Origin of the sequence: Anaeromicrobium sp. (assembly GCF_025210435.1) — a bacterium.
Lineage (GTDB): Bacteria > Bacillota > Clostridia > Peptostreptococcales > Thermotaleaceae > Anaeromicrobium.
Window position 1 is genome coordinate 16,139 of record NZ_JAOART010000136.1, and the last position, 25,947, is coordinate 42,085.

31 protein-coding genes are annotated in these 25,947 nt (G+C 30.3%); 4 read left to right on the plus strand and 27 right to left on the minus strand.

Translation table 11 applies throughout. The annotated features are described in order from the left end of the window. Positions 1-64: 64 nt before the first annotated feature. Entirely contained in the window at positions 65-1,258 is a 1,194-nt protein-coding gene (locus tag N4A57_RS16490) for a M20 metallopeptidase family protein (protein ID WP_293659152.1), read from the plus strand. 74 nt (positions 1,259-1,332) lie between these two features. Here the strand turns inward: N4A57_RS16490 and N4A57_RS16495 are convergent, their stop codons facing one another. The 4 genes from N4A57_RS16495 to safA form a co-directional block, all read right to left on the minus strand. Next, the gene (locus tag N4A57_RS16495; RefSeq protein ID WP_293659153.1) at positions 1,333-1,569 is read right to left on the minus strand and encodes a thioredoxin family protein; all 237 of its coding nucleotides are present in this window, start codon (positions 1,567-1,569) and stop codon (positions 1,333-1,335) included. A gap of 28 nt (positions 1,570-1,597) precedes the next feature. Continuing rightward, positions 1,598-2,593: a permease gene (locus N4A57_RS16500; RefSeq protein WP_330671541.1), complete on the minus strand. Its 996-nt coding sequence runs from the start codon at positions 2,591-2,593 to the stop codon at positions 1,598-1,600. A gap of 244 nt (positions 2,594-2,837) precedes the next feature. Continuing rightward, complete coding sequence (locus tag N4A57_RS16505) at positions 2,838-3,131, minus strand: YciI family protein (RefSeq protein ID WP_293659154.1); 294 nt, start codon at positions 3,129-3,131, stop codon at positions 2,838-2,840. Positions 3,132-3,309: 178 nt separating this feature from the next. Continuing rightward, positions 3,310-3,933, minus strand: a complete 624-nt coding sequence (gene safA / locus N4A57_RS16510) for a SafA/ExsA family spore coat assembly protein (protein WP_330671542.1) — start codon at positions 3,931-3,933, stop codon at positions 3,310-3,312. 505 nt (positions 3,934-4,438) lie between these two features. Between safA and N4A57_RS16515 the strand changes: the two genes are divergently transcribed. The 3 genes from N4A57_RS16515 (at position 4,439) to N4A57_RS16525 (ending at position 8,860) form a co-directional block, all read left to right on the plus strand. Beyond that, positions 4,439-6,562: a methyl-accepting chemotaxis protein gene (locus N4A57_RS16515; RefSeq protein ID WP_293659156.1), complete on the plus strand. Its 2,124-nt coding sequence runs from the start codon at positions 4,439-4,441 to the stop codon at positions 6,560-6,562. A gap of 219 nt (positions 6,563-6,781) precedes the next feature. Next, complete coding sequence (locus N4A57_RS16520) at positions 6,782-7,324, plus strand: hypothetical protein (RefSeq protein WP_293659157.1); 543 nt, start codon at positions 6,782-6,784, stop codon at positions 7,322-7,324. Between the two features lie 12 nt (positions 7,325-7,336). Then, on the plus strand, positions 7,337-8,860 hold the full coding sequence (locus N4A57_RS16525; protein WP_293659158.1) for an SPFH domain-containing protein: 1,524 nt from the start codon (positions 7,337-7,339) through the stop codon (positions 8,858-8,860). Between the two features lie 230 nt (positions 8,861-9,090). On the opposite strand, the gene N4A57_RS16530 is transcribed toward N4A57_RS16525, so the two are convergent. The 23 genes from N4A57_RS16530 to N4A57_RS16640 all read right to left on the minus strand — a co-directional run bounded on the left by N4A57_RS16530 (position 9,091) and on the right by N4A57_RS16640 (position 25,550). Then, a complete protein-coding gene (locus N4A57_RS16530) occupies positions 9,091-9,789 on the minus strand; it encodes a hypothetical protein (protein WP_293659159.1) in 699 nt (232 codons plus the stop codon). Positions 9,790-9,852: 63 nt separating this feature from the next. Continuing rightward, a complete protein-coding gene (locus N4A57_RS16535; protein WP_293659160.1) occupies positions 9,853-10,116 on the minus strand; it encodes a hypothetical protein in 264 nt (87 codons plus the stop codon). A gap of 24 nt (positions 10,117-10,140) precedes the next feature. Next, positions 10,141-10,686 (minus strand): GNAT family N-acetyltransferase, encoded by a 546-nt coding sequence (locus tag N4A57_RS16540; RefSeq protein ID WP_293659161.1) that lies wholly within the window; start codon positions 10,684-10,686, stop codon positions 10,141-10,143. 109 nt (positions 10,687-10,795) lie between these two features. Next, positions 10,796-11,500 (minus strand): DUF1361 domain-containing protein, encoded by a 705-nt coding sequence (locus N4A57_RS16545; protein WP_293659162.1) that lies wholly within the window; start codon positions 11,498-11,500, stop codon positions 10,796-10,798. A 206-nt stretch (positions 11,501-11,706) separates the two neighbouring features. Beyond that, positions 11,707-12,063 (minus strand): NifB/NifX family molybdenum-iron cluster-binding protein, encoded by a 357-nt coding sequence (locus N4A57_RS16550; protein WP_293659163.1) that lies wholly within the window; start codon positions 12,061-12,063, stop codon positions 11,707-11,709. Then, positions 12,060-12,920 carry an ATP-binding protein gene (locus N4A57_RS16555; RefSeq protein ID WP_293659164.1) on the minus strand — a complete coding sequence of 287 codons (861 nt, stop codon included), beginning with the start codon at positions 12,918-12,920 and terminating at the stop codon, positions 12,060-12,062. The genes N4A57_RS16550 and N4A57_RS16555 overlap by 4 nt, the downstream gene beginning before the upstream one ends. After that, positions 12,905-13,759: an ATP-binding protein gene (locus tag N4A57_RS16560; RefSeq protein ID WP_330671543.1), complete on the minus strand. Its 855-nt coding sequence runs from the start codon at positions 13,757-13,759 to the stop codon at positions 12,905-12,907. Before N4A57_RS16560 ends, N4A57_RS16555 begins: the two co-directional genes overlap by 16 nt. Next, positions 13,746-14,126, minus strand: a complete 381-nt coding sequence (locus N4A57_RS16565) for a NifB/NifX family molybdenum-iron cluster-binding protein (RefSeq protein WP_293659165.1) — start codon at positions 14,124-14,126, stop codon at positions 13,746-13,748. The genes N4A57_RS16560 and N4A57_RS16565 overlap by 14 nt, the downstream gene beginning before the upstream one ends. Further along, positions 14,123-14,917, minus strand: coding sequence for an Mrp/NBP35 family ATP-binding protein (locus N4A57_RS16570; protein WP_293659166.1), 795 nt, complete (start codon positions 14,915-14,917; stop codon positions 14,123-14,125). Before N4A57_RS16570 ends, N4A57_RS16565 begins: the two co-directional genes overlap by 4 nt. A gap of 159 nt (positions 14,918-15,076) precedes the next feature. Beyond that, complete coding sequence (locus N4A57_RS16575; protein ID WP_293659167.1) at positions 15,077-16,651, minus strand: methyl-accepting chemotaxis protein; 1,575 nt, start codon at positions 16,649-16,651, stop codon at positions 15,077-15,079. Between the two features lie 250 nt (positions 16,652-16,901). Then, entirely contained in the window at positions 16,902-18,062 is a 1,161-nt protein-coding gene (locus N4A57_RS16580) for a serine hydrolase domain-containing protein (protein WP_293659168.1), read from the minus strand. A 243-nt stretch (positions 18,063-18,305) separates the two neighbouring features. After that, a complete protein-coding gene (locus tag N4A57_RS16585) occupies positions 18,306-18,518 on the minus strand; it encodes a hypothetical protein (RefSeq protein ID WP_293659169.1) in 213 nt (70 codons plus the stop codon). Positions 18,519-18,572: 54 nt separating this feature from the next. Continuing rightward, positions 18,573-19,088, minus strand: coding sequence for a stalk domain-containing protein (locus N4A57_RS16590; protein ID WP_293659170.1), 516 nt, complete (start codon positions 19,086-19,088; stop codon positions 18,573-18,575). A gap of 148 nt (positions 19,089-19,236) precedes the next feature. Then, positions 19,237-19,494 (minus strand): DUF3795 domain-containing protein, encoded by a 258-nt coding sequence (locus N4A57_RS16595; RefSeq protein WP_293659171.1) that lies wholly within the window; start codon positions 19,492-19,494, stop codon positions 19,237-19,239. A gap of 22 nt (positions 19,495-19,516) precedes the next feature. Further along, positions 19,517-19,771, minus strand: a complete 255-nt coding sequence (locus N4A57_RS16600) for a TfoX/Sxy family protein (RefSeq protein ID WP_293659172.1) — start codon at positions 19,769-19,771, stop codon at positions 19,517-19,519. A 354-nt stretch (positions 19,772-20,125) separates the two neighbouring features. Continuing rightward, the gene (locus N4A57_RS16605; protein ID WP_293659173.1) at positions 20,126-20,581 is read right to left on the minus strand and encodes a GyrI-like domain-containing protein; all 456 of its coding nucleotides are present in this window, start codon (positions 20,579-20,581) and stop codon (positions 20,126-20,128) included. Between the two features lie 64 nt (positions 20,582-20,645). After that, entirely contained in the window at positions 20,646-21,542 is an 897-nt protein-coding gene (locus N4A57_RS16610) for a helix-turn-helix transcriptional regulator (protein WP_293659174.1), read from the minus strand. Positions 21,543-21,642: 100 nt separating this feature from the next. After that, on the minus strand, positions 21,643-22,080 hold the full coding sequence (locus N4A57_RS16615) for a hypothetical protein (protein ID WP_293659175.1): 438 nt from the start codon (positions 22,078-22,080) through the stop codon (positions 21,643-21,645). Positions 22,081-22,740: 660 nt separating this feature from the next. Beyond that, the gene (locus N4A57_RS16620; protein ID WP_293659176.1) at positions 22,741-23,391 is read right to left on the minus strand and encodes a hypothetical protein; all 651 of its coding nucleotides are present in this window, start codon (positions 23,389-23,391) and stop codon (positions 22,741-22,743) included. 28 nt (positions 23,392-23,419) lie between these two features. Then, the gene (locus N4A57_RS16625; protein WP_293659177.1) at positions 23,420-23,560 is read right to left on the minus strand and encodes a hypothetical protein; all 141 of its coding nucleotides are present in this window, start codon (positions 23,558-23,560) and stop codon (positions 23,420-23,422) included. Positions 23,561-23,867: 307 nt separating this feature from the next. Next, complete coding sequence (locus N4A57_RS16630; protein WP_293659178.1) at positions 23,868-24,395, minus strand: GNAT family N-acetyltransferase; 528 nt, start codon at positions 24,393-24,395, stop codon at positions 23,868-23,870. Positions 24,396-24,457: 62 nt separating this feature from the next. Next, positions 24,458-24,973 carry a lipoprotein gene (locus N4A57_RS16635; protein WP_293659179.1) on the minus strand — a complete coding sequence of 172 codons (516 nt, stop codon included), beginning with the start codon at positions 24,971-24,973 and terminating at the stop codon, positions 24,458-24,460. A gap of 97 nt (positions 24,974-25,070) precedes the next feature. Continuing rightward, positions 25,071-25,550, minus strand: a complete 480-nt coding sequence (locus N4A57_RS16640; RefSeq protein ID WP_293659180.1) for a GNAT family N-acetyltransferase — start codon at positions 25,548-25,550, stop codon at positions 25,071-25,073. Positions 25,551-25,947: the final 397 nt, after the last annotated feature.

A 25,947-nucleotide genomic window follows, 5' to 3' on the forward strand; every position in this document is an offset into this window, starting at 1 on the left:
CAAAAAAATTGAATACTCGTCTTAGAAATATAATACACTTATGGTATAGAGGGGGTATTCTTTTATGAACAAGGATTTAATCTTAAAACTATCTAATAACATAAGATCAGAACTAATTAAAATTAGAAGGCAGATCCACGCCTATCCAGAACCAGGACTTGAAGAGGTAAAAACTGCTAAATTAGTAGGAGACAAATTAGAAGAATTAGGACTAGAGGTTAAGAGAAATATTGGTGTTACAGGAGTTACAGGATTATTAAGGGGTGAAAAACCTGGTAAAACCATATTGCTTAGAGCTGATATGGATTGTCTTAGAATGAAAGAATTAAATCATGTGGAATATAAATCTACTAGGAAAGGTTTTATGCATGCCTGTGGCCACGATGCTCATACTACCTGGTTGCTAGGTGCTGCCATGATACTTTCTCAAATGAAGGAAAAAATAAGTGGTGATATTTTATTTTTATTTCAGCCAGCAGAAGAAGGTCCTGGTGGTGCAGACAGAATGATTAAAGAAGGGGTATTAGATAATCCTAAGGTAGACGCAGCCCTAGGAGCCCATGTATGGCCTGACTTGGAATCTGGAAAAATAGGACTAACATACAATTCCATGATGGCAGCTCCAGATATGTTTAAAATAAAAATTTATGGTAAGGGTGGTCACGGTGCACATCCTAATAACACAATAGACCCCATATCTATAGGTTGCCAGATATATATGAGTTTACAAACTATAATAAGTCGTCAAATAAATCCAGTAGAACCTGCCGTTTTATCTATTACTCAATTTAACGGTGGATCTGCTCACAATGTAATTCCTGATAATGTGGAAATGATCGGAACCGTTAGAAGTCTTACTGAGGAAATGAGGGAGTTTATTCCAGCTTCTATGGAAAAACTTATTAAGGGTATTACTAAGGCCAATGGGGGAACCTATGAGTTTAAGTATATTCCTTATTATCCTCCTGTTATCAATGATACTTATATGGTGGATATTGTTAAGGAAGCTGGAGGAATTATATTAGGAGAAGATAATATTTACATAAATAGTGTTCCTACTATGGGTGGAGAAGATTTTTCTTATTTCCAACAAAAGGTTCCTGGGGCATTTTTTGTAGTTGGTACTCGTAATGGGGAAAAGGGTATTACAAATTCTCTACATAACCCATACTTCAATATAGATGAAGATATACTGCCTCAAGCATCTGCCATACTAAGTGAAGCTGCCTTATTATATTTGGATAAAAATAAATCTTAAGGTATATGAAAGACCCTAAATATAAATTTATATTTAGGGTCTTTCTTAATTCCCATATTGCCCGGTAAATAATATTAGCAATTTACTATTTTTTTTATTTCTTCAGTCTTAGCTACCTTTCCCATTACCTTTACTTTTTCATCAATAACTAGTGCTGGTGTTTTCATCACACCATATTTCATGATCGTTGGTATATCTTCTACTTTTTCAATAGTTACATTGTCTAATCCTAATTCTTCAACAGCTTTTCTTGCATTAGCCTCTAAGTTCTTACAATTAATGCATCCTGATCCTAAAATTTTAATATTCATATGAAACACTCCTTCTTTAATAAAAAATTTATATTAATAAATGGGCTATGCCATTAAATAAGTAACCAACAATAATGATTCCTATACCCGTGATAATCACAAAGGCTTTTATAAGTTTCGGTTTAATAACCTTTCTTAAAAGAATCATCTCTGGTAGTGATAAGGCTGTTACTGCCATCATAAAAGATAAGGCTGTTCCTATTCCTACTCCCTTATTGATTAATGCCTCTGCAATAGGAATAGTTCCTAGGGCATTTGAATATAGAGGTATTCCAAGTACTACTGCTACAAATACTGCAAATGGATTATCTGGCCCTGCATATTTAGCAAGTAGTGGTGCTGGTGCCCATCCGTGAATGGCTGCTCCTATACCAATACCAATGACTAAATATATCCATATTTTTTTTATAATTTCCTTCACATTATCTATTGCAAAACTAATCCTATCTTTTTTGCTTAATTCCTCTATTTCTACCTCACCCATTTGTATTTCATACACATATTCTTCAACTTCCTTTTCTAAATGAAGACTTCCTATTAATAGACCTCCTACAACTCCCACAATTACACCTGTTATAACATAAACTACTGCTACCTTTACTCCGAAGGAAGCTAGTAGTATGGCAAATGCAGCTTCGTTTACGATAGGTGACGTTATTAAAAACGAAAAAGTTAATCCTAGCGGAACTCCAGCTTCAACAAAACCTATGAATATTGGTACAGATGAACAGGAACAAAAGGGGGTCACAATACCCAATATTGATGCCATTATATTTCCTTTAATTCCTTTGAATCTACTTAATGTTTTCTTGGTTTTTTCAGGTGGAAAATAACTTCTAACATATGAAATTATAAAAATCATAATTCCAAGTAAAATAATAATCTTAATTGTGTCGTATATGAAAAAATGTATACTAGAGCCTAACTGAGTAGTAACAGAAATGCCAAAAATATTTTCAATAAACTTTTCAACTAAATTACTAAGCCACGAAAATTTGAATATTTCATTAATCCATTTTAACAATTTAATCCCTCCCTTATTTTCTTTAGAGCATGGCCATACCACATAGCTATATGAGCGTATGCGAATATGCTGATTTACTAATATGATATTCTTATTTTTTTCATTTGTCAACATAGTAACGAAAATATTTTATATAAAAATATACTCTCCTTCATTAAACTGAAGAAGAGTATGTGATAATACAAAATTCCTATAGAATATTTTAATTTTTACTTCTAAACAAAGTTACTATTATTTTTAGTTTTTATAATTCTTCTCTTAAAAAATCTAATTTTTTACTTGTCATACTAGGTATGAACTGAGTAATCTCATATTTTGCAACTTCATTTTTATAAAAGGGATCCTCTTTGAGCACCTCCATAAGATCTTTTTTGTCCTTAATATTAGATAATATTACCCCTCCCGTCCTTGGAACTTTTCTACCTGAAGCCATAAAATATCCCTTTGAATATTGTTCTTTTAAATATTCAACATGATCTTTTAGATGTTCCTCTACAATCTTTAAATCTTTAATGTATGTAAGTGAAATTATAAACATACAATTCTCCCCTTTTCCTAGTCTCATTTTTTAGCATTATACATGCTACTTTATTTAGGCATATTCATTACCATGTATAATTTTACCATATTATTTTCTCTTTTTCATATGCCTTAAAGCCTAAATCTTTTTTTCAAAGATTTAGGCTTTAACTTTATAATTATTCCCATATAAGATTCTAATTTGTAGGTTTCATGAACATTTGCGTCCAATAGGACACTCCATTTTTATCTTTAGCAAGACCAACTCCTATTTCCGTATAAGTTCTACTTAAAATGTTATTCCTATGTCCTGGTGAGTTCATCCAAGCATTCATGACTGCCTTTGGTGTTCTTTGGCCCTTTGCTATGTTTTCTCCAGCAGAAGAGAATCTAAGTCCAAAGGATTCCATCATTTTAAATGGAGAACCATAGGTTGGCGATTCATGACTAAAATAGTTTTTATTAATCATATCCTGTGATTTGTATCTAGCACACCTAGACAGTTGCCAATTAGCTTTAAGGGCAGGTAATCCATTTTTAGATCTTTCCACATTTACAAGCCTTATGACTTCATTTTCTAAGTTCTTCACATCTGTAATATTAGGAATATTTAATTTTTGTCCTGGGTAAATCAATGCTGGATTTTTAATCTGAGGATTACTAGATATGATTTCACTCAAACCAATTTCATACTTTACAGCAATTTTCCACATACTATCTCCAGACTGAACAGTATAAGTATTCCCCTGAGCTTGACCATATGATAAATTTCCACTAATCATTAGAAAAAAGACTGTACATACAAGAAATATTCTTTTCATTTAATTATCTCCTATCTTTTCATTTTTGTAATTATATTTTGTAAACTTAAGGCATATGAAAGAAACAAACTAGTAAGTTGTCTGAGGGATTTGGATTATTTTCAATGCATTGTGAGCGAGCATATTAAACATATGTAAGCGATTCCATAACGAAGAAAATAATTCAAATAACCAGTGCAATGACTAATTTATTTTTTGAATATGCCTAAGTACATCTATAGAAATAGTTTTAATAATAATGAACATATATATGCTGTAAATTAGTGCTATAAAAAAAGTATTTAATCCTTTCTTGGTAACTTTAAGAAAAATCATAAACTAATTAAATATACGGATAAACATGTAAAATATTTAGGAGAAATTTATGTAAAATGTCAACAAAAGGTGAAATATTTGGAAAAATGTATTAATATATATATATGATTAATAACAATATATTAGGGCATATATAAACATTAGCAATTATATTATGATTTAATTAAGATTTTATGAAAGGATGATGTTATTGAAAAAATTTAAAGATTTAAGGACTGGTGTGAAGATTGGATTTTTAGCAAGTACTATACTTTGTTTATCTATTATAATGCTGTTTTATATTTTAAATAATCTAAAACAAACAAGCCTTACAAAAACAAGCACCAGCGTTATTGAAACTTCTAAGAAAGAATCAGAAAAAATATTAAAAGAAATAAAACTTGTAGAAAAATCTGTGGAAAACTTAGCAGCTACTATGGGAATCCTAGCTGAAGAAGGTTCTTTAAGTAGACAAACAGCTATTACAATATTAGAAAAAAATCTTGATTCTAATCCAAATATTATTGCCCATGGATCTGGTTGGGAGCCCAATGCCTTTGACAATAAAGATGCCCAATATGTAAACTATGAAGAAATGGGAAGTAACGAAGAAGGACGATTTCTTCCTTATATATATAAAAACCAAGATGGAACCATGGGAGTAGAGCCTTTAACTGGATATGATGTGGAAGGAGATGGAGACTGGTATTTAATTCCACAGAAAAGTAAAAGGCCCATTTTAACAGAACCATATATCTATCCAGTAAATGGTCAGGACATATTGATGATTACCATATCCTATCCTGTAATCAGTAGAAATGGTCAGTTTTTAGGAGTTGTAACTGCTGATATAGGCCTAGATTATATCCAAGATAGAATTACAAACATAGAAAGTATTAATACTCTAGATGGTTTTGGCATGCTCATATCTCATGGTGGAACTTGTGTAGCCAGTGGGTTAGATAAGGAAATGATTATGAAAAATCTCATGGATGAAGGATTACTAAATAAAGAAGTTATGGATGATATACATTCTAATAAGGGAAATTCCTATTTTACTACCATAGATGAGTTGAGTAAAGAAGCCTTAATTACATATGAACCACTATATTTTGAAAGTTTAGATTCAACTTGGGCCATATTAACATTCATTCCAAAGGATAAAATATTAGAAGATTATAATCATAGATTTACAATGAATATAATCTTAATTGGTTTCATTATACTTATTTCCATATTACTGATTATAGTAATTACAAAAAATATTAATAATTCTATCAAAAAAATAATGGATCTTATGAAAAAAGCAGCAGCAGGAGATTTAACTGCCATTTCAGATATTAAAAGTAAAGATGAATTTGGACAACTTTCCAATAGCTATAATCATATGGTGGAAAATATAAAGGATCTTGTACAAAATGTAAAATCCTCTTCCCATACGGTATATGACAAATCAGAAAATTTAGCTAAAATTACAGAGGAATCATCCCTTGCAACAGAGGAAATTTCTAAGTCAATAGAACAGGTAGCCATAAGTTCTTTACAACAAGCAAAGGATATAGAACATATTTCATTTAAAACAAATGATTTAGGAGAAAATATTGAAGGAACTACCCAACTTATTAGAGAAGTATTTCTTATATCTAATAATACTAATGGATTGAGCCAACAAGGATTAAATATTATGGATATGCTAAATCAAAAAACTGAAAGAACAAATCATAAAGCTACAGAAATTAATAAAATCATTAATAAGGTTAATGAGTACGCAAATAGTACAGAATCTATTATTACTTTAATTGATAATATAGCAAATCAAACAAATCTTTTAGCATTAAATGCCTCTATTGAGGCTGCACGGGCAGGAGAAGCAGGTAAAGGCTTTGCTGTTGTAGCTGATGAAATTAGAAATTTGGCAGAACAAACCTCTGAAGGAACTAATGATATTAAAGAAATGATAGGAAATATTCAAAATCAATCAAAACATGCCGTATCAGTTATGGAAGATATGAAAAATTCCTACAATGAACAAAATGAATCTATAAAAGATACGGAAGCAATTTTTAATAAAACAGCCTCATCCCTAGTATCGTTAGCAAGTAAATTAGATATGGTAAAAGAAAATGGAGAAAAGATAAAAGGTAACAAAAATGAAATTATTGAGGCTATAAGTAATATTTCAGCTGTCACAGAAGAATCTTCTGCTACTGCTGAAGAAGTTTCTGCTAGTACACAGGAGCTGTCAGCTTCAGTGGAAGAAATGAATGGACATGCACATACAACAAAGAATTTGTCAAAAATGCTTATGGAAAATGTAAATAAATTTAAGTTTTAGTAAAACTGAAAGGAGAGATTTGCCAATAATACATGTTGTTAAATCTCTCCTCAATCATTACTTATTCTATAGACATTCAATCATAAACTGTTAATGATCATATAAAATTTAGAAAAATAAAAAAACTTATCCATTCGTCAATTTTTTACATTATTTTCTTTGTGAATGGTGTAAAATGTTACTCTAGACCAATATTTCCCAGAGAGGTAGTGTTTAAGTATGCTTGTATTATATAAAATTGCATTCTTCACAGGTGTATTATATACCATTGTTTCATTAATATTGGGTCAATTATTTAATTCTATTGATTTGGAAGGAGGGCTTGAAGGAGATATAGATTTATTTAACCTGATTATTTTTCCAATCAAACCGATTACAGTAGTAATATTCATTACTGTATTTGGTGGTGTAGGTATTATGAATACCTATAAAAACTTATCTACCATCTACACATTAGTACTATCATTTTTATTTGCCTATACCATATCAACATTAGTATATAGACTTATTATTGCACCACTACATAAGTCACAAAATACTAGTGCACCTTCAAAGGATGAAATCATGAAACTAACTGGAAAAGTCAAAACATCCATTGTTGAAAATGGTTTTGGAGAAATTACATATACCATACATGGCAACACCTATAATGCTCCTGCTAAACATGTGAATGGTAAGTATGTTAAATCAGGTACTGATGTATACATAATAGATATTAAAGAAAATATCTTTTATGTGGAGTTTAAAAACTTTTATTATTAAGGGGGAATTAAAATGGATTTTCTTGCTTTTGGTATTCCAGCTGCAATTGTGGCTGTAATCGTTATTTTAGTTGCTGGTATTGTGACTATGTGGAAGAAGGTTCCACAGGATAAGGCATATATTGTAACAGGTTTAAAAAAGAGAGTTATCTCTGGTGGTGGTGGCCTTGTTATTCCATTACTAGAAAGATATGATAGAATCTCTTTAGAAAACATGAAGATTGATGTGAGGACTGAAAGGGCATTAACAGAACAGGGTGTAGATATTATTGTAGATGGTGTTACTGTTATTAAGGTTAAATCTGACCAAGATTCTATTTGTTGTGCAGTAGAACAGTTTAATACGGGTAACGAAAGTGAAACTGTAGCTTTTATAAAGTCAACTGCCAAGGATGTTTTAGAGGGAAAACTACGTGAAATCATCTCTAAAATGACTGTGGAAGAAATTCATAAGGATCGTGAAAAATTTGCTTCTCAAGTTCAAGAAGTGGCTGCCGTTGACCTTGCTGGTATGGGTCTTGAAATAAAGGCATTTACTATTAAGGATGTATCTGACTCTAATGGTTATTTACAAGCATTAGGTAAAAGGAGAATTGCAGAAGTAAAAAGAGATGCAGAAATTTCAGAAGCTAAAGCTACTTCAGAAACAAAAATTCAAACGGCTGAAGCACAAAAAAACTCAAAGATTGAAACATCTAAAGCCTTTAAATTTGGAGAACAAGCAAGACTTCAAGCAGAAACTGAAATTTCTGAGTTTGCTAAAGAAAAAGAACTTAAGGTTCAAGCATATAGAAAAGAACAAGAAACGGAAAAAGCTAAGGCTGACCTTGCTTATGAAATAGAGCAAAACAAAGTAAAAAAAGAAGTAACAGAAACGGAAATGGCTGTAGAACTTCTTAAGAAAGAAAGAGAAATTCAACTTGCTGAAAGGGAAGCTGCTAAGAAGGAAAGAGAATTAGAAGCTAGCGTTAAGAAACAAGCAGAGGCAAAGAAATATAAGGATATTCAAGAGGCAGAGGCTAGAGCTCAAGCCATGAAACTAGAATCTGAGGCTAGAAGATACAAAGATATTCAAGAAGCAGAGGCTAGAGCTCAGGCCATAAAACTTGAAGGGGAAGCTAAAGCTGAAGCCATTAGATTAGAAGGTCAAGCAGAAGCTAATATTATAGAAGAAAAGGGTAAAGCAGAAGCTGAGGCCATGTTCCAAAAGGCAGAAGCCTTTAAACAATACAATGAAGCGGCTGTTATTCAAATGCTTGTGGAAAAACTACCTGAAATTGCAAACAGCATTTCTGCACCCCTTGCTAAAACAGAGAAAATCGTTATTGTGGATAATGGTGGAGATGGAAATAACACAGGTGCAGCCAAGGTTTCTAATTATGTAACTACCATGATGAGTCAGTTACCAGAAACTATAGAGGCTACTACTGGAATTAATTTATTAAATTTACTAAAAAACAAAGTAAGTACAAATGATACCATAGAAGGAACACTTACAGAAGAAGCTGTTACAGAGGATTCTTTCATTGAAGAGTAATTTCACTTTCAATACATTTATAATAACAAAATTTCTAATTAATTAAATACAAAACGCCTTTTTGGTTATAATCAATAATTAGATTTGAACCAAAAAGGCGTTAATTATTCTACTTTAATTTTATCCATTTTCGTCTTTATTTCAGCAACTAATGAGTATAGTAATAGGTATAATCAATTGAACTAAAAAAACATAATATGACAGATTTTTTCATTATTCCATATCCCATTTTATATATGCTCATCCACAATATTTTGTTTTAAAAATCTATCTGTTCTCTCCATATCCTCTGCATTTATACTCATACTAATTGATTTTTTCCCTTCCCCAAAAAAGTATTTACTCCTACTCCTACTCCTACTCTTACTATCTCTTAATTTAAATTCCAAGTCATAATATTCCACATTATTACTATTAGTTCTTAAACCACTCCAGTTGTATGATATAATCCTATTCCAGGTATCATTTCCATTTTTACCATATATGCCATCTTCATAAATTATGGTACACGTCCAGTCTGATCTCCTCAAAGAGTAAGCAATTGCAAATAGTGTTTGAGTAATTGCAACTAATAATTTATCATAACCATAACTTACATATCTATCTATAACTCTATATTTCATATCTCCATCACTTAACCCTATACTCTGTTTTAATTCTTTCACATAGCTATAATCTAGAAGTTCATACCAACTTTTTATATATTCAGGATTTAACATGGAATATGTACGTTCATAATACCTCATAAACATTTTTAAATTTGAATATGCTAGAACAATCCAAAATAATCCATATATAATCCAATAATTGTTTCCCTTTAATGATTTAGCAATTACTTTTTTCTCTCTTTTATACCTTTGCACTTGTTGTATAATTATCATTAATACAAAAAGCATTATTATTATATAGTAGAACATGATCATATCCATTTCTAAAAAACTCCTTTATCCTAATATTGTATATTCATCATAAGATTCCTTATTTACATTTTTCTACATAATTATATTCCAAATAATCTTTATTCCTAAATACTGTAATCCTACTATGGCAACACAACAGAATATGAACATACCAAATCTCATTTGTGAAGCAATATCATCCCAATATTCTCCCCCAATAAAGGATATCCAGTTAGGAATGAAACAATATCTAATACATTCTAGAAAATCTTCTATGCTAAAAAAGAATTTATTATACAAGTATTTGTAAGCGGGTATGTTAATTATTATTAGACCTAAAATTATTATCAATTCCATATGCCCCCCCTTAATATGTCATATCTACTTGTTAATAAGAGCCATAGTATATGAATCTACATACTCATTCCCTATACGATGATCTCCTTTTAATGTTCCTTCTATTTCAAATCCAAACTTTTTATACAACTCTATGGCCCTATGGTTTTTAGATACAGCTTTTAATTCTATCCTTCTTATATTATTCTCTTTAGTCCAATCTATCATGGTTTTAATCAAACTATTACCTACACCCTTTCCCCAGTAATCCTTTAATACTCCCATACCAAATTCACATATATGATTAATTCTATATAAACTATTTCCACTAAGGCCTAGTGTACCTACTATTTTTTCATTAATTGTAGCAACTAAAAACAAATCATTTTTATTTTCTAGTTTCCTTTTTATAATATTCTCCTCTTCTTCTAATGTGCATTTGAATTCGCCCTCTGTCCTAAGCATATAATCAGTCTCCCTATCTAAAATAGGAACTATATTAATTAAATCACTAGCATCATTTATTTCTGCACTTCTAACTATAATTCTAATATTATTCTTATGAAATTCTCTAGGTTCAATTCTAGCCATTTTAAACACTCCATTCTTATTATTCATATTCATTATACATATTTTACCATTATATTCTAAAAAAATATACTCTCAATGGATATATCCACTAAGAGCATCTAATTAAATCTTATCTACTTTCAGCACTCACATATGTCAAGTAATAAAGGACTATATAACTTAAAATTAAAAAGGAACTAAACATACTAGTAAATATAAATGTTTCCTTATTTAAAGTTTGTGTGATAGATTTTACAACGGATAATGGCTCTGTTACAATATACCAACTATTTAATCTTGGGAATCTGCCAAGATAAATACCATAGCCACATGTAAACTGAACTCCTAACACAAATAACCATCCTGTAAACTTTCCTATCCTTTTCTCTACTAATCTATGGATTATATACAAGGAAATGAACCCTACTAAAAATCCAATTGAAATAAATAGCAAGTTTAATAGAAAATCAAACCAAACATTTAAATTTGTATTAACTCCACCACTATTATAAAAATTTATTCTACTTATATGAATAAGGTCTGTAATCATATAGGGTGCATTGGGATAGAAGAAAAACCATGCTAATCCTAAAAAAAATCCTAGTGTATTTCCTCTACCTCTTCTACGTTTTTCATATATGTAATTTAATACTATTGAAGCAATCAATGATATCCATGCCAATATTAAATTCCAAATGAGATATACATAGGTAATCCTTGTGATATCTACTACACGAGACATCACAAGAGCACTTCCTAATGCAGATAAGAAAAAATTAATTCCTATTAGGATTTTAGTGTGCTTAGTCATAATAGGTCTATCTATTAGAGTCATTGTCTTGCCTCCTCTTAATTTGTTGTACTCAATTTTTTCACTCCTATATGTATATTTGCCTTAATATGCCTTCTCCATACTAAAAATATATTACCCCTATTGTATACATTTTTAGTACAATAGGGGTAATATATTTTATATGTCAAATTTTAATCTTCATAAAATTTCTTCCAATAGATATTTCCTGTTCCCTTTAACTCCACTTCTTAATTACCACATTCTCCTTCATGGGCATGTTCTCTACAAACACTTCCTGTTGATTTAAGATCTCCATCTAAATACGTTTTTATTACATCATCTAAATTTCCACATGCACCAACTACCACATTAACTCCATTTTCTGCAAATAGTTCTTGAGCAGTGGCACCCATTCCACCAGCAATAATAACATCTACTCCCTGTTCACCTAAATATCTTGGTAAAAATCCAGGTTTATGTCCTGGGTTTTGTAAAAATTCCCTTTTATTAACGGTTTTACCGTCCACATTAAATACTTCAAATCCTTCACAGTGGCCAAAGTGACCAGAAACCACATTTCCATCCTTTGCAATTGCTATTTTCATAGTATACCCTCCTTATATTTTTCATAGATCTTTTCCCATATATTTTTAATTTCTTTTCCTGCCATACTATCTTCATAAGAAATAATAGGCTTTAATTCATTAACAGCCTGTTGAACAATAGGGTCAAATGGAATTTTGCCTAAGACCTTAACAGATTCATTTTCACAATATCTTTCAATTTCTAAAGACATTTCTTCATTAATATCATACTTGTTTATGCAGGCAAAAGGTTTCACTCTAAAATGATCTATTAAAGAAAGAATTCTCTTGAAATCATTTAGTCCAGATTGGGTAGGTTCTATAACTATTAAAGCCATATCACAACCTGTAATAGATGCCATAACGGCACATCCTATTCCAGGAGTCCCATCCAGGATCATTAGCTCATTATTCTTTTGGTACTTTAAGGCATTTTTTCTAACCTCTGTAACTAATTTTCCAGAGCCTTCAGCTCCAACAACCATTTCTGCTCTAGATAATATGCCCCCATCCGTTTTAGTAATTATGGTTTCCCCTGTAACTTCGTCTTCTAAAGCAATTGCACCTACAGGACAAACGGCCTTACATGCGGCACATCCTTCACATTTTAATTCTATAATTTCATTATCATTTATTGCAGCAAATCTGCATACTTCACTGCATCTTCCACATTCTATACATTTATTTTTATCTATCTTAGCTATTTTTGCCCCAATAAATTGAGAAGAAGCTATATCCTCTCCCTGTAGAACAATATTAAGATTAGAGGCATCCACATCACAATCAACTTTGATACTTTCTTTATTTAGATATGCAAAGGAAGCTGCAACAGTAGTTTTACCCGTACCGCCTTTTCCACTTATTACAACAAGCTGCATTCTATTTCCTCCTCTACTTTTTTACCTAAGTCTAAAAATATTTCCTTATATCTATCATGTTCTACAAGTAATTTGCCCTTTGAGTACAATATGGCAGCATCTTTATGAAACATTACTTTTCCTAATATATTTATTTTTTCCCTTTCACAATACTCTTCTATTAAATCCTTTTCATTACTTCCCCTATTTATTATAATTCCAAAGGGAATATTCATAGTTCTCACAAGTTCTATGGCGATTTTTAGGTCATGAAGGCCAAAGGCTGTAGGCTCCGTTACTAAGACTGCATAATCTACCCCTTCAATAGAAGCTACTACAGAACAAGCACTTCCTGGAGAACAATCTATAATAGTGTTTTCATTTCCAATCATTTTCTTTAAATTCCTAATGATTGGAACGGCCATAGGTTCTCCAATATTTAAAGTTCCTCTCATGCATGTTATTTCATCATCATTCCCTACGTTAATACTTCCAATCTCCCTATCTACTTCAGAAATGGCATCATATGCACACACTAGGCTACATGCTCCACATCCGTGGCATAATTTATCAAATAATAAAACATCCTTGTTTACCCATGCTAAAGCATTAAATTGACATATCTTTACGCACTTTTCACATCCTATGCACTTACATGTGTCGATCTTAGGAACAGGTATACTAACCTTCTCAGTTTTTGTAATCTTGGGATTTAAAAATATGAATCCATTTGGTTCTTCCACATCACAATCCACATAATTCCACCCCATTACTTTGGCTAGATTAGTAGAAATGGTAGTTTTTCCTGTTCCACCTTTTCCACTCAAAACTGCAATTTTCATTTTACTATGATCTTCCATTTCTATTTCTCATTCCAGAGTGGGCAGGAACTGCATTATTTATGATTTCTAATTTATTATCTAAAAACAACTCTATTTCTTCTTTAATACTTTTTCCACTACATTTATAAATGTCTACTTTTCCACTTTGTAATACTCTCATTGCGTTTGGTCCCACATACCCAGTAATCAAAGCGCCTACTGCACAATCAACTAATTGCTGTCCTGCAGCGATTCCAGCACCCTGAGCAGAAGTTACACCTTTATTTTCAACATGTTCAAAGGACTTGTTTTCTGTATCATAGATTGTAAAATAATTACACCTTCCAAATCTTTCATCTATAGTTGATTCCTTATCCTTTGTAACGCTTGTAATAGCTATCTTCATTTTTCCATTCCCCCTATTCTTTCTTCTAATTTTTCTGCTAATTGCTCACATAGTCCAAAATATGTTTTACCAAATATCTCTACTCTTCCCTCATCACATAAAGTTACAAAATCTTGATTAATAGGAAGCTTTTCTAATACTTCCATATCCATCTCCTTTGCAACTTCTTCTATGTTGCTTTCTCCAAATATGTAATGTTTTTTATCACAATCTGGACATTGAAAATAGCTCATATTTTCCACAAGTCCATAGATAGGAGTAGCCATCATCCTAGCCATATTTACAGATTTTTTTACTATTAATTGTACTAAATCCTGTGGACAAGAAACTACAACTATACCATCAACTGGTAGGGACTGCATTATTGTTAATGGAACATCCCCTGTTCCTGGCGGTAAATCAATTAAAAGATAATCTAACTCTCCCCAAGCCACATCTGTATAAAATTGTTTCACCATAGATGCTATAAGTGGTCCTCTCCATACCACTGGTGAATCTTCTTGATCCATCATGAGATTAATAGAGATTACTTTTATACCTGTTGTTGTTTCTACTGGTTGAATTACATTATCAATTGCAACGGCTCTTTTTTCTCCTATTCCAAATACTTTAGGAATACTTGGTCCTGTAATATCAGCGTCTAGTATACCTACTTTGTATCCTTTATTTTGTAAAGATACTGCCATTAAAGAAGTAACTGACGATTTTCCTACTCCTCCCTTTCCACTCATAATAGCAACAACCTTTTTAATATCTGTTCCCTCTTGTGGTTTTTCTTTTTCTATATGCATTTGTATCCCTCCGAATTTTATTATTGGCATTTGCTAATTACATTATACTCCATTTTTGTTTTTTGTCAAATGCCAATAATACGTATAATTCCATTAAAATAGAGGACTATTCCTAGTCCTCTATTTTAATGCATATAACCTTTTCTATATTTCTTTCATTTATACATTTAAAACTGCTTGCAAAGATAATGATACGGAAATAACCATTCCTTCTTTATATGGAATATGTAAAAACTTATATATTTCATTATCGTGGACTCTCTTCCTAATAGGAGTAGATCTATAGCCATCTTTCAATTTTGAAGCTTCATAGGATATGGGATCTATTTCAAAAGAATCTAATCCAATTCCATCTGGGTCAGAAGACTTTATTATTATGCCTGAATTATCAACCACATATATCTCCCCAATATTAAGGGTCATGGCAAGTTCTTTTAAATCAACATTGTTTGATTTATCCATATGCGACTTTACATCTAAAGCCTTTTGATACATATATTTATCCATTGTATCCTTAGCTACACTCTGCTGTAAACTATTAGCATATGTCTTTAAATTATTTGATTCCATTACTATATCCTTAAAGGATGTATTTATTTCCTCTATAACTGCACTAAATTGTTGGCAATCGGCCACATTTCCCTCTGAAATCCCTCTTATAGTTTCCACTGAATTAATTACTCTTGTAGTATGTCCTGCCATTTCTTCCATATGATCCCCAATTGTTGAAACTTGAGATTTTGTATCTAAAGTACTATCTGATATTTTTTTAAATGCTATCTCTGTTTTCTCAGCTATATGTATACCCTCTTGGATCTTATCTGTACCCTTTTCCATTTCTTTTGTTAATTCTAAAATTCTTTTCTCCATATCTTGAATAACTGCACTGATTTCTTGTGATGCAGCCTGGGACTGATTTGATAAATTACCAATTTCATTTGCCACAACGGCAAATCCCTTTCCATGTTCACCTGCTCTAGCCGCTTCAATAGATGAATTTAATGCAAGTAAATTAGTCTGTTCAGTAATTCCCTTAATAATATCTGAAAACTTTATTATTTGTGAAAAACTGTCTATGAAATTATTAAGATTATTACTATACTCAATCATATCATTTCTTATAATCTCAATAGATTCCTTTGTCTTTCCCACATATTTGTTGCCATCCTCAGTAAGCTTAACAGATACATCTGCCTGGTTCATAATTTTATTTAACTGTCCTCTTATATTTTCTATATTATGTCCTACATTTTCAATATTACTAAAAATGCTATTTATAGATTCCATTTGATTTAATGATCCAGCTACTATTTCTTCACTTGTAGTTGCAATCTGCTCTGTTGATGACTCCATATGATTCACCTTATCTGACACCTTATCTGATACTTGAGCAAGATCTACAGATGATTTTAACACATGCTTTGAGGCTTCCTTTGTGTTATTAAATTTATCTACAATTAATGATACATACCCTTCACAATTATTATTTTTCACATATTCATCTAAGTCATAATCATAGCGACTTTTAGTAACAATATCTAATATGTACTCTAATTCATTCATTTTCCCTTTATGTATATTTGCAAATAATATGTATCCATATACTGTTGTCAAAAGAATATTAATAACTACAGATATATAGTAATTCATATTTTGCAAAATGCTCATATTTATAATAGTTATGATTGTTAAATACAATAAGGAAACACTACCTGTAATTAAATTTTTTTTCATTCTGATATTCTCCTTGAATTTTATAATCAGCTTACATTTCTTGCCTATTTTCCCTTATTTTTCCTTCAATTTCCTCCTTCTTTCTTCCTTTTTCTTGATTTTTCGCACTTCTTAAGTATAGCAATACTTCTTATAAAATTCAATTATATAAATCCTTTACTAATAAAAATCTATTTTCATATTTTGGCTGACTCAAATGGCTACTTCACTTTCCCCAACTTTACCTAGTTAAGTAATGGGATTTGGATTGTTATACGTTATTATCAATAAAGTCTTTAATTATAGTAGGCCACCACCCCTTTATCCCCCACTCTTTTCCCAGTCTAATAACTACTGTATTTTCCCGTGGACTTATGTACAGAATTTGTCCTAAGATACCCATTGCAAAGTAGTCAAAATCTATCTCATTTACTTTGTAACCCCACCAAAAATATTTATAATACCCTTTACCTGTAGCAAACCAATTTCCCCACGGGTGCTTATTATAATAGGTAAAGTACTCCTTTGGTTGATTTAATCCATTAAATCCAGTTGAATCAATTACCCATTTTTTATTTATAATTTGATTTCCATTCCAATTACCCTGGTTAAGAAATAACCTCCCGAATTTTGCTAAATCAATAGCAGTACAAGTTAAGCCACTTTCTAGTTTGGCAAGGCCATTTTTAATATTATCTAATGTAATGGAAGCTGGAAACTCCATGCCCAAAGGATACCAAATCTTTTTTTCCAAAAACTCAGCTATTGGCATATTTAAAGTTCTTTCTAACAAAAGACTTAATAGTAATGGATGATAATCATTATAATGAAAAAAATCCCCTATCTTATCTTTAATTTTTATGCCAGCAAGCAAGGTCCTACAATCTGAAGAAAAATATGTTTTTATTTCATCTTTCCAAGGAAAGTAACCTTCTTTAAATTCAATTCCAGACTCCATGTTTAATAAATGCTCTATTGTAATTTCGTTAAAATTACTCTTTAGCTCTGTTATATACTTTGTTATTGGATCATCAATAGAGTCTATGAATCCTTCTTCAATTGCAATTCCTATTAACGCAGAAGAAATTGATTTAGTTACCGAATAAAGTCTATGGATCATTTCCCTTTGATAACCATTGAAATAATTTTCGCATATTATATTGTCATTTTTAATTACTAAAAATGCTGTAGTTTTTGAAGATAAAAGTAATTCCCTGAAACTTGTATCGTTCACCTTATAAGTATCTATAATATTTTTATTTCCTAAGTCTTCAAATTTGAAATGAGATGAAGGACTTTTGATTGTTGTACAGGGAAAATATTTATAATCTTCTATAGTCTGCTTAAATCTATTTTTAATTCCATAAGTTAAATATCTTCCAATATAAGAGTTTTTAGGCAGTAATTCTTCATTACCTAATTCGTGAAACATGAAAAAGCACCTCCCTTTTACCATTTTTCTTATATATTTTGTAATATCCATGTTCATATAAATCTCCATAAACTATTATTGTAATATAGTTATAGATAGTATTTATCCCTATAGGCACAATATGTTTTTTTATTACAGCTTCAATTTCTTGATCCTTCAATTTTTCATATTTACATCCATATGACATATAAAAAAACTAGTCCGTTCTCTGAGGAATTTGACTAGTTTATTTTTTTCACATGCCTAATCTATCAATTTAGCTCTTCCATCTATTTCATTTTTACCTGTAGTAACTTCAAATATCAACCAATCAGAATCTTCTTCAACAACTTCTTTTTCATATCTAAATTCCCTATCATTCAACATTTCAAAATAATTGGTTTCTTCATTTAGCTCAAATACATTACACTCATTAAACCTTACGTCACCAATGAAAATAGCTCTTTTTTTTATCATTTTATTTTCCCCCATTATTTTAATTCCAATAATTATTCCCTTTTATAATAAAATCTACTCAGTTATGTAGTCAGATGCCTTCTTATGCTCTGATGGATTTTGATGTTTAGAGTTATATATTTCAACGACTTTCCTGATTGTTTCTGGTGATAATTTAGGTAAGTATGGTTCTATATAGCTCCAATTTCCTGTTTTTTGTATTATGGATATGGCTTTAGCATCTATTTCGTCCATATTTCCCACAACAGGAGAAATCATATTATTATTGCTCATATTATTGTTCATAGTAAGATGAACTGATTTATCTTCACTTTTCCATTGTACGTTAAATTGCATGTACTCTAAAAGTTCCCTTACAGGCATATATACTTGTATATTGTCATTACCTTCTCTTTCAATGGCAATTAAAGGACTTTTCAAAGGTACTTCTTTCTCATAAAAATAAACTTTGCTATTCAAATCTGTTGCTGATTTTATTTCTTTTACTGTTGGCATGGCTGATGCTCCATAAGCTCCCATAGTACCAATTACTATTCCTAAAACAATACTCTTAATATCAAATTTTTTCATTTCAACCATTCCCTTCTTTTTTTATGTGCATAAATCTCTAACTTATGATAACTCTCATAAGTTAGAGATTACCTTGCCATTTTTATCGTATATATATCCGTCACTAGAAATATCTGAGCTTCCTTGAATTTTCATATACTTATTTAGTCTATCCTATCAACCATTTCTTACATTGCTCTATCTTTAGTAATGGATCATATCCCTCAGCTTTCCCCATATTACTTAATGTATCACATGGAAATTCATTACATTGGCCACAATGATTGTATCCCCTTTGTTCAGAGCAACTTTTTACGTGACACTCTCCTCCCCAGAAGGGTTTTGACATATTAATACATCCTAAACATTTAACATCTTTTTTTCGCTCACATATGTCACAACGTACACCACATCTTGATTCAATCAAGCCTATTCCCCCCTAAAAGTTATCACTTGACTATATTATAAAACTCATTCAAATCTCTTTTTACATCATCTGCCAAATGATGCCATCTTATTCCTTGAATTGCGCCCTCTAAAGCACATAATCTGTTAATACAAGCTGTTTTATCTATAACTCGAATTCTTAACCAGGCTTCTTTGCTCCCTAGTTCTTTTAATTGTTCAAAGGTTTCAATTCCAACTGAATTCAATTGTCTTTCAAGAACCTTACCAATATTAGGTAACTGTGATACTTGTCCCATTTGGTTACCCCTTCCCATATTATTTTATTCTTTTAGCAACTTGAAAATAATCCAAATCCCTCAGGGACCTAACTAATTTATTTTTTTCATATACCTTATTCTAACTTAGTAAAATAATGGTTATATTCCCTATCTAATTATTAATATTTTTCCATTATTCCCCTGATACAAGTATAACTATATTTCCTAAATTTTCAAGTTCTTCTTTTACTATAAATACACTTATTATCCTCTGACCTAGAGTAACACCTAAATTTATATTTTATTATTGTATTTAAATAAAATAACAAGGAGTAGTTTTAAAACCACACCTTGCTAAATATACAATCTATCCTATAAGGCATATGCCTAATACTAATTTATAGAAATATATATATCTATAGTTTGATTAGAAATATCTTCAGAGTCATTATGATAAACTTCAAAATCACAATGGAATCTCCTATCTAAATCCATACTCCAAATTTCATTCCAAGCTCTACCCACATCATTTATCATGTGTCCTTTTATAGTGAATTTAGCATATTTACCATCACATATAGTTCTACATTCTAAATCAGGATTATTATTTTCATTTACCTCTGTGCAGCACATGAATCTATAGGGTTTAGTGGCATCCCCTTCATAATCTGTATAAAGACCAATACCCATACCATTAATTTTGTTTTCTATACTATTAAAAATTCCACCCCCAATAAATTCTTGCCACATAGAACCTATATCCTTAATACATTGACTATTTTCATTTGTAGTAATTATTGATTTTCCCACTACTATCTTTTCATTAAGATTTACAATTTTATAATCCATAACCAATCTCCCTTTCTCCTTTAACTTACTTTAATTATAAAAAAGAAAATATGACACCAGTATGTCATATTAGATTAATTATTTTATTAGCTTTTTCTTTAATAATATTTTTAAGTTCTAAGGGCTCTACATCTATAATATAATCGGCAAAAGACATTATGTAAAAGGGTAGCCAACTATGAAATTCCGATTGGAAAGATACAATTAATTTATCATCTTCTTTAACTATCATGCTAGAATCAAATTCCTCTTCAACCCTAAAATAGGCATCCCCATGAAGGGTTAATACTACAGACTTCATATTATTAATACCATGGGAGGTTAATACTTTATCAGAAATGTCATAATCTTTTCTATTAAACATTTCATTAGTTAGTGTACTACTTTTAATACGAGAGATTCTAAAGGTTCTATAGTCCTTACGCTCATGACAATAGGCCATAAGATACCAACGCTGTTTTTTAAAGATCAGCTTTAATGGGTCTATCTTACGATTAGTTTTATGACCCAAATTATTTTTATATAAAATCTCTAAGGTAGAATTTCTCTTAATGGAAGTTTTTATATCCTCAAATATTTGTCCCTCTTTTTCATTATCAAAACTAGAAAAATCTACTTCTATATAATTATCTGCATTTTTATCAAATAGATTTTTTAGGTTTCTAGTGGCCCTATCCACATCATCATAATTAGTTGCCTGTAAAACTTCAAGACCCATTATAATATTATTCTTTTCCTCCTCCGATATGAGAGATTTATTTAGTACATAACTATCAAGAATACCAATGCCTCCCCCAGTACCCTTATCTGTATAAATGGGAATTCCACTCATAGAAAGAGTATCAATATCCCTATAAATAGTACGAGTAGATACCTGAAACTCCTCAGCTAGTTCTTTAGCTGTCACTTTATTTTTATTAAGAAGTATATGGACCATACTAAACAACCTATTCACCTTCATTTTGAGCCCTCCTTTAATGACAGTTCATGGTGAGAATCGTTGATTTAATTTTGTCATTCACATTTGTACCATAAATCTACAGTTGGCTTATGATATAGTATTATATTACTTTCCTTTGGCTTTTAGATTTTCTATCCCAAAATGTTCCTAAAATAATGCCAACAATAAATCCAATTGGCAGTCCTATATGATCAAATCCTAAAATTGCCCCCCCAATCAAGGTACCACTAGTTGAAAACTTAGCCATATAGTATCCTTTTTCTACTAAATTATGTTCTTCCCTAAGATGAATTGTTATTTCTTCAAATTCATCAACATAATCATATGACTCATGACCATCAATAATGTTTTTCATCATTTCTTCGATTTTTTGTTTATTTCTTTCACACTCTTTACATTCTATTTGAAAGTTGTTAGTTCTAATTATTGTATTCTTAAATAGCTCTAAATCTGGTCCTACAATCCCTTTCTTTATAAACTGACTGTTATGCTGTTTGATCAAATCCATTTGTATTCTACTCCAACTTAATTTCTCCATAATTGCCCCTTTCCCTTTCTCAGTCCCCATGGAACTAATATTTGTTTTCTACTAAATATATTTTAATTTAGTTCCCATTATAAATGTATTGCTACAAAAAAACACCACATAATTCAAATTTAAATAATGTGGTGTTCTAGTAAATTATTAGTTTTTTACTTATAACCTAAGTAAGAATTTTTCACTATATTTCACGTTAAAAAGTTTAATACCAAATTTCTAAATTCTTTTTTATTACTAAACATGGCTGGATGATTTCCACTCTTATAAAGAACTAATTGGGAATTTTGTATTTTAAAATTAATACTTTTCAATATGCTTTCAATATTAGGTATTAAAATTTCTTAAAAATAAATATTTATTTCAAATAGCCCATATGGGAGAGTTAGTAGTTGCTCAACATATAGACTATTTAAGTCTATTAAAAATTCCCATTATAATACCTCCAATCATATAATCTGTTAATTCACTATGCTTTACTATGTGTACTTAACTAATGGCAATTATATCATATTTATATGATATTTTAGAACTTCTATTACAATAATTGTAAATAAGTTCTGTTTTTTATCCCCCTTTATTCAATTCTCAAAGAACATCTTGTATATTTTCAAAAATTGCATATTCTATAAACTATATATATTATGTAGAATAACTAGGTTATTTTATAAAAAGTACAGGTTTCTTTTCAACTGCTTTTATCTCACCCAAAAGTCTATCTTTTTTTAAAGATAGTTTAGTAAAATCTCCACCCTCTATTGTAACATTGGCTTTATACACCTGAAATTGGGTATCAGACACTTTTTCTAAAACCAGTTCCTCTTGAATAAAACCTGATAATTCAGCTGAATCTATATCTATCTCTCCTTCACTTTTCTTTGAAAGATCAAAATATCCAAAAGATGACCTATGAATACCCGAACCCCAAGAATAAGTGTAAATAAGGTCTTTTTTGTTGTCATCATCAAAGTCACATGTTTCAATGTGAACAATACCAAATCCACCAAAACCAATTCCCAAGGTATATAAATTCCCCTCACAAAGCAAATATGACTCACAGGTTGATCCATTCTTAAATATCTGACAACCAGTTTCTTTAAAAACATTTTCAGGTGTAATATCATGAAAAGCATCCATCTCTTTAGAAGACATTATTATATTTTCCTCTTTTGCAAAGTTACTAAAGATAGACTTAAATTCTTGTATATCTTGTTTTTTCTGTTCTGAGAATTGTTCTGTACTTTTGTTAGTGCATCCAAGTAAATTAACTAACAATGAAAATGTTATTAATATAAGAATAATTTTTTTCAATTTTTCACCTTCCCACTTAGAATAATATTTATTTGGTACTTTCTCTGCCACAAGAAGGAAAATACTTAAATTCTTCTTTCATCTTTTCGCCACAATATGGACAGTACTTATAATTATCCTCTACTTTGCTAATATCATTTATTGGCTCATTTTCTTTTTTCTTAATCAATTTATCAAAGGGATCTGACTCTTCACTTTCATCAGTAATATCATAAATAGATACTCTATCCTTTCCCGTTGCATTTTTATAATTATATATAAATTATACAATTGCAATTCCTATAAACAAGACTCAAAATAGTACAAAAAATCCTGATGCTCCCACATTCCCTGCTTCAATTATCCAAAATATACCAAGAATAATAGCTATTACAGATTCAACCACCCATGGCAGATGGACCTCTACCTGGTTTAATACTCTTAATAAACTTCACCTTTTCCCTATAAATTCATATTATATAGCCTTGTCTTTGTATTCATTTGAGGGTTCTCTGTAGCTCTTTTAAATTATTCCATCCATAACCAACTTCCTTCAGTTTCTTTCCACCAATATTAATATTTCTCCTCTTTACTATTTTTCCCCCTGATTTTTCATAAAATCTACATGACTTATTTTCTTCTAACACCCATATTAGCATTTTATTTATACCCATGCTTATCAGATTCCTTACTACTCCTTTTAAAATTTCTTTTCCTAATCCTTTTTTCTGATAAGTTTCTAAAACATAGATTGCATATAATTCTCCTTTATACTCTAAATCATCATCTCTTTCCCTCCCATAGGTTGCAAATCCTACTATTTTATCACCTTCCTCACATACCAGCCCTTTCATATTATTCTCTTTTAATTTTTTCCCTATCCTTGCTACTATTTCTTCTATTTTTTCTTTTCTTTCTTTAAGAAATTTATCTGGCACAATACCTCTGTATGTAGTTAACCACGTTTCAACATTTATATATGCTATATGTGGTACATCTACTACAGTAGCCACTCTTATATTCATATATATATACCTCCATTTTTTAATCCTATATATAGATAAACAATTTAATATTTCAGTCTTTTTTATTTTATTTCCGTATCAATAGTATGAAATATTCTTGAATATACATCCTGAATATTAGCTTCATTTCGTTTGTCATTATATAGACCATAACCCCAATATCGCCATTTATTACCAGATTGAAAATATCCCGTAGCATACGTTTGATCATATGATTTGTCACAACTTTCATATGAAAGTTCTTCAATAACAAATGGAGTATATGACTTCAGAGAGTCTATAAAGAAAAATGGTACACCTGAATTCTTATATACTTTTGCATATATAAGTTTAGAAGCTTCATCGAAATGTTCTTTCATAATAAAAATAGCATTATATTTAGAAGATAACTCATTTACTTTTTTCAAATCACTAAATCTCATACTTTTAAATTCTACATTATCTTCTCTTATAACTGGTACTTCCCCTATTACTCCAATCACCAAACTATTCCCCTTATAAGGTTGATTCTGAACACTATCAGAGCTACAGCCTGATAATAATAGTATTAAAAGTATATATATAGTTACTCTTCTCATAACATAAAACCTCTCTCTCAGTAGCATCTAATAAGTTTATCCACTTTAAAGCAGGATTTTTAGGAATTTATCTATCCTATTCAGAGTCATTAAATTACTATAAATTTAATTCAATTTTTCTATTTCTTGTTGACATGCCCATTGTTTCGTAGAATTTAATTGCATCTTTATTAAATTCCCATACAACTAACTGTAATGATGTAGCTCCTTCTGTTTTTGCATAATCTATAATATATTTAAATAATAGTCTTCCAATTCCATTTTTCTTATAATTAGATTTGACACAGAACTCATCTACATAGGCAATACTTCTTGAAATTAGTATTGATATGCTTTGGGTAGTCACAATTCTTATTATGCAATAAGCTACTAATTCTTTATTATCCATATTTTCCACTACAAATAACTTTTTATCATTAGAATTTAATAAATCTTCAAAATATTCTTTCAACAAGAGATTATTAACATCCCTAAAAACATCTGGCCTATTTTCAAGATGTAAATTATGTACTTCTATAGAAATATTACTGATATCTATATAATCGCTATTGATCCCTTCTCTTATTTTAAAATTCATAAAAATCCCCCTCACTATGTTGTTCTACTAGTAACTGTTGTGTTAAATGATAAATGCTAACAATATTAGCAATAAAGCTTTATACAGTCTTTTTATATCTAAAGTCATTTTGTCACCTCGAAATCTTATTTGATTTTTCATTTAACTTTTTGCTATCTTACGAGGTTTCACAGTATTTTAGTATAATTTGCATAAATAGTATGTTAAATGACCCTTGCATCCTATTACTTTCTATTTATTTAAACTTTTTTTCATTTAACTCATATTTCGCATAACTAATTTTACCAAATATAAAGTATAAAAATCTATCATAAATTCCATTATTATAGAAGTAAGAGAATAAAGAGAGGATGGAATTTATGCATAATATAGACTTTCGCTTTAAAACTCATAATCA

What these genes read in the sequence shown, in the direction of transcription:
- N4A57_RS16610 (WP_293659174.1), bottom strand. Translation starts at nt 21,542, where the DNA reads ATGAAGGTGAATAGGTTGTTTAGTATGGTCCATATACTTCTTAATAAA.
- N4A57_RS16575 (WP_293659167.1), bottom strand. Translation starts at nt 16,651, where the DNA reads ATGAAAAAAAATTTAATTACAGGTAGTGTTTCCTTATTGTATTTAACA.
- N4A57_RS16540 (WP_293659161.1), bottom strand. Translation starts at nt 10,686, where the DNA reads ATGGCTAGAATTGAACCTAGAGAATTTCATAAGAATAATATTAGAATT.
- N4A57_RS16535 (WP_293659160.1), bottom strand. Translation starts at nt 10,116, where the DNA reads ATGGAATTGATAATAATTTTAGGTCTAATAATAATTAACATACCCGCT.
- N4A57_RS16590 (WP_293659170.1), bottom strand. Translation starts at nt 19,088, where the DNA reads ATGAAAAAATTTGATATTAAGAGTATTGTTTTAGGAATAGTAATTGGT.
- N4A57_RS16600 (WP_293659172.1), bottom strand. Translation starts at nt 19,771, where the DNA reads ATGGGACAAGTATCACAGTTACCTAATATTGGTAAGGTTCTTGAAAGA.
- N4A57_RS16605 (WP_293659173.1), bottom strand. Translation starts at nt 20,581, where the DNA reads ATGGATTATAAAATTGTAAATCTTAATGAAAAGATAGTAGTGGGAAAA.
- N4A57_RS16555 (WP_293659164.1), bottom strand. Translation starts at nt 12,920, where the DNA reads ATGCAGCTTGTTGTAATAAGTGGAAAAGGCGGTACGGGTAAAACTACT.
- N4A57_RS16635 (WP_293659179.1), bottom strand. Translation starts at nt 24,973, where the DNA reads ATGAGAAGAGTAACTATATATATACTTTTAATACTATTATTATCAGGC.
- N4A57_RS16580 (WP_293659168.1), bottom strand. Translation starts at nt 18,062, where the DNA reads ATGTTTCACGAATTAGGTAATGAAGAATTACTGCCTAAAAACTCTTAT.
- safA (WP_330671542.1), bottom strand. Translation starts at nt 3,933, where the DNA reads ATGAAAAGAATATTTCTTGTATGTACAGTCTTTTTTCTAATGATTAGT.
- N4A57_RS16490 (WP_293659152.1), top strand. Translation starts at nt 65, where the DNA reads ATGAACAAGGATTTAATCTTAAAACTATCTAATAACATAAGATCAGAA.
- N4A57_RS16550 (WP_293659163.1), bottom strand. Translation starts at nt 12,063, where the DNA reads ATGAAAATAGCAATTGCAAAGGATGGAAATGTGGTTTCTGGTCACTTT.
- N4A57_RS16565 (WP_293659165.1), bottom strand. Translation starts at nt 14,126, where the DNA reads ATGAAGATAGCTATTACAAGCGTTACAAAGGATAAGGAATCAACTATA.
- N4A57_RS16525 (WP_293659158.1), top strand. Translation starts at nt 7,337, where the DNA reads ATGGATTTTCTTGCTTTTGGTATTCCAGCTGCAATTGTGGCTGTAATC.
- N4A57_RS16615 (WP_293659175.1), bottom strand. Translation starts at nt 22,080, where the DNA reads ATGGAGAAATTAAGTTGGAGTAGAATACAAATGGATTTGATCAAACAG.
- N4A57_RS16545 (WP_293659162.1), bottom strand. Translation starts at nt 11,500, where the DNA reads ATGACTCTAATAGATAGACCTATTATGACTAAGCACACTAAAATCCTA.
- N4A57_RS16495 (WP_293659153.1), bottom strand. Translation starts at nt 1,569, where the DNA reads ATGAATATTAAAATTTTAGGATCAGGATGCATTAATTGTAAGAACTTA.
- N4A57_RS16630 (WP_293659178.1), bottom strand. Translation starts at nt 24,395, where the DNA reads ATGAATATAAGAGTGGCTACTGTAGTAGATGTACCACATATAGCATAT.
- N4A57_RS16570 (WP_293659166.1), bottom strand. Translation starts at nt 14,917, where the DNA reads ATGCATATAGAAAAAGAAAAACCACAAGAGGGAACAGATATTAAAAAG.
- N4A57_RS16640 (WP_293659180.1), bottom strand. Translation starts at nt 25,550, where the DNA reads ATGAATTTTAAAATAAGAGAAGGGATCAATAGCGATTATATAGATATC.
- N4A57_RS16530 (WP_293659159.1), bottom strand. Translation starts at nt 9,789, where the DNA reads ATGGATATGATCATGTTCTACTATATAATAATAATGCTTTTTGTATTA.
- N4A57_RS16585 (WP_293659169.1), bottom strand. Translation starts at nt 18,518, where the DNA reads ATGATAAAAAAAAGAGCTATTTTCATTGGTGACGTAAGGTTTAATGAG.
- N4A57_RS16520 (WP_293659157.1), top strand. Translation starts at nt 6,782, where the DNA reads ATGCTTGTATTATATAAAATTGCATTCTTCACAGGTGTATTATATACC.
- N4A57_RS16505 (WP_293659154.1), bottom strand. Translation starts at nt 3,131, where the DNA reads ATGTTTATAATTTCACTTACATACATTAAAGATTTAAAGATTGTAGAG.
- N4A57_RS16560 (WP_330671543.1), bottom strand. Translation starts at nt 13,759, where the DNA reads ATGGAAGATCATAGTAAAATGAAAATTGCAGTTTTGAGTGGAAAAGGT.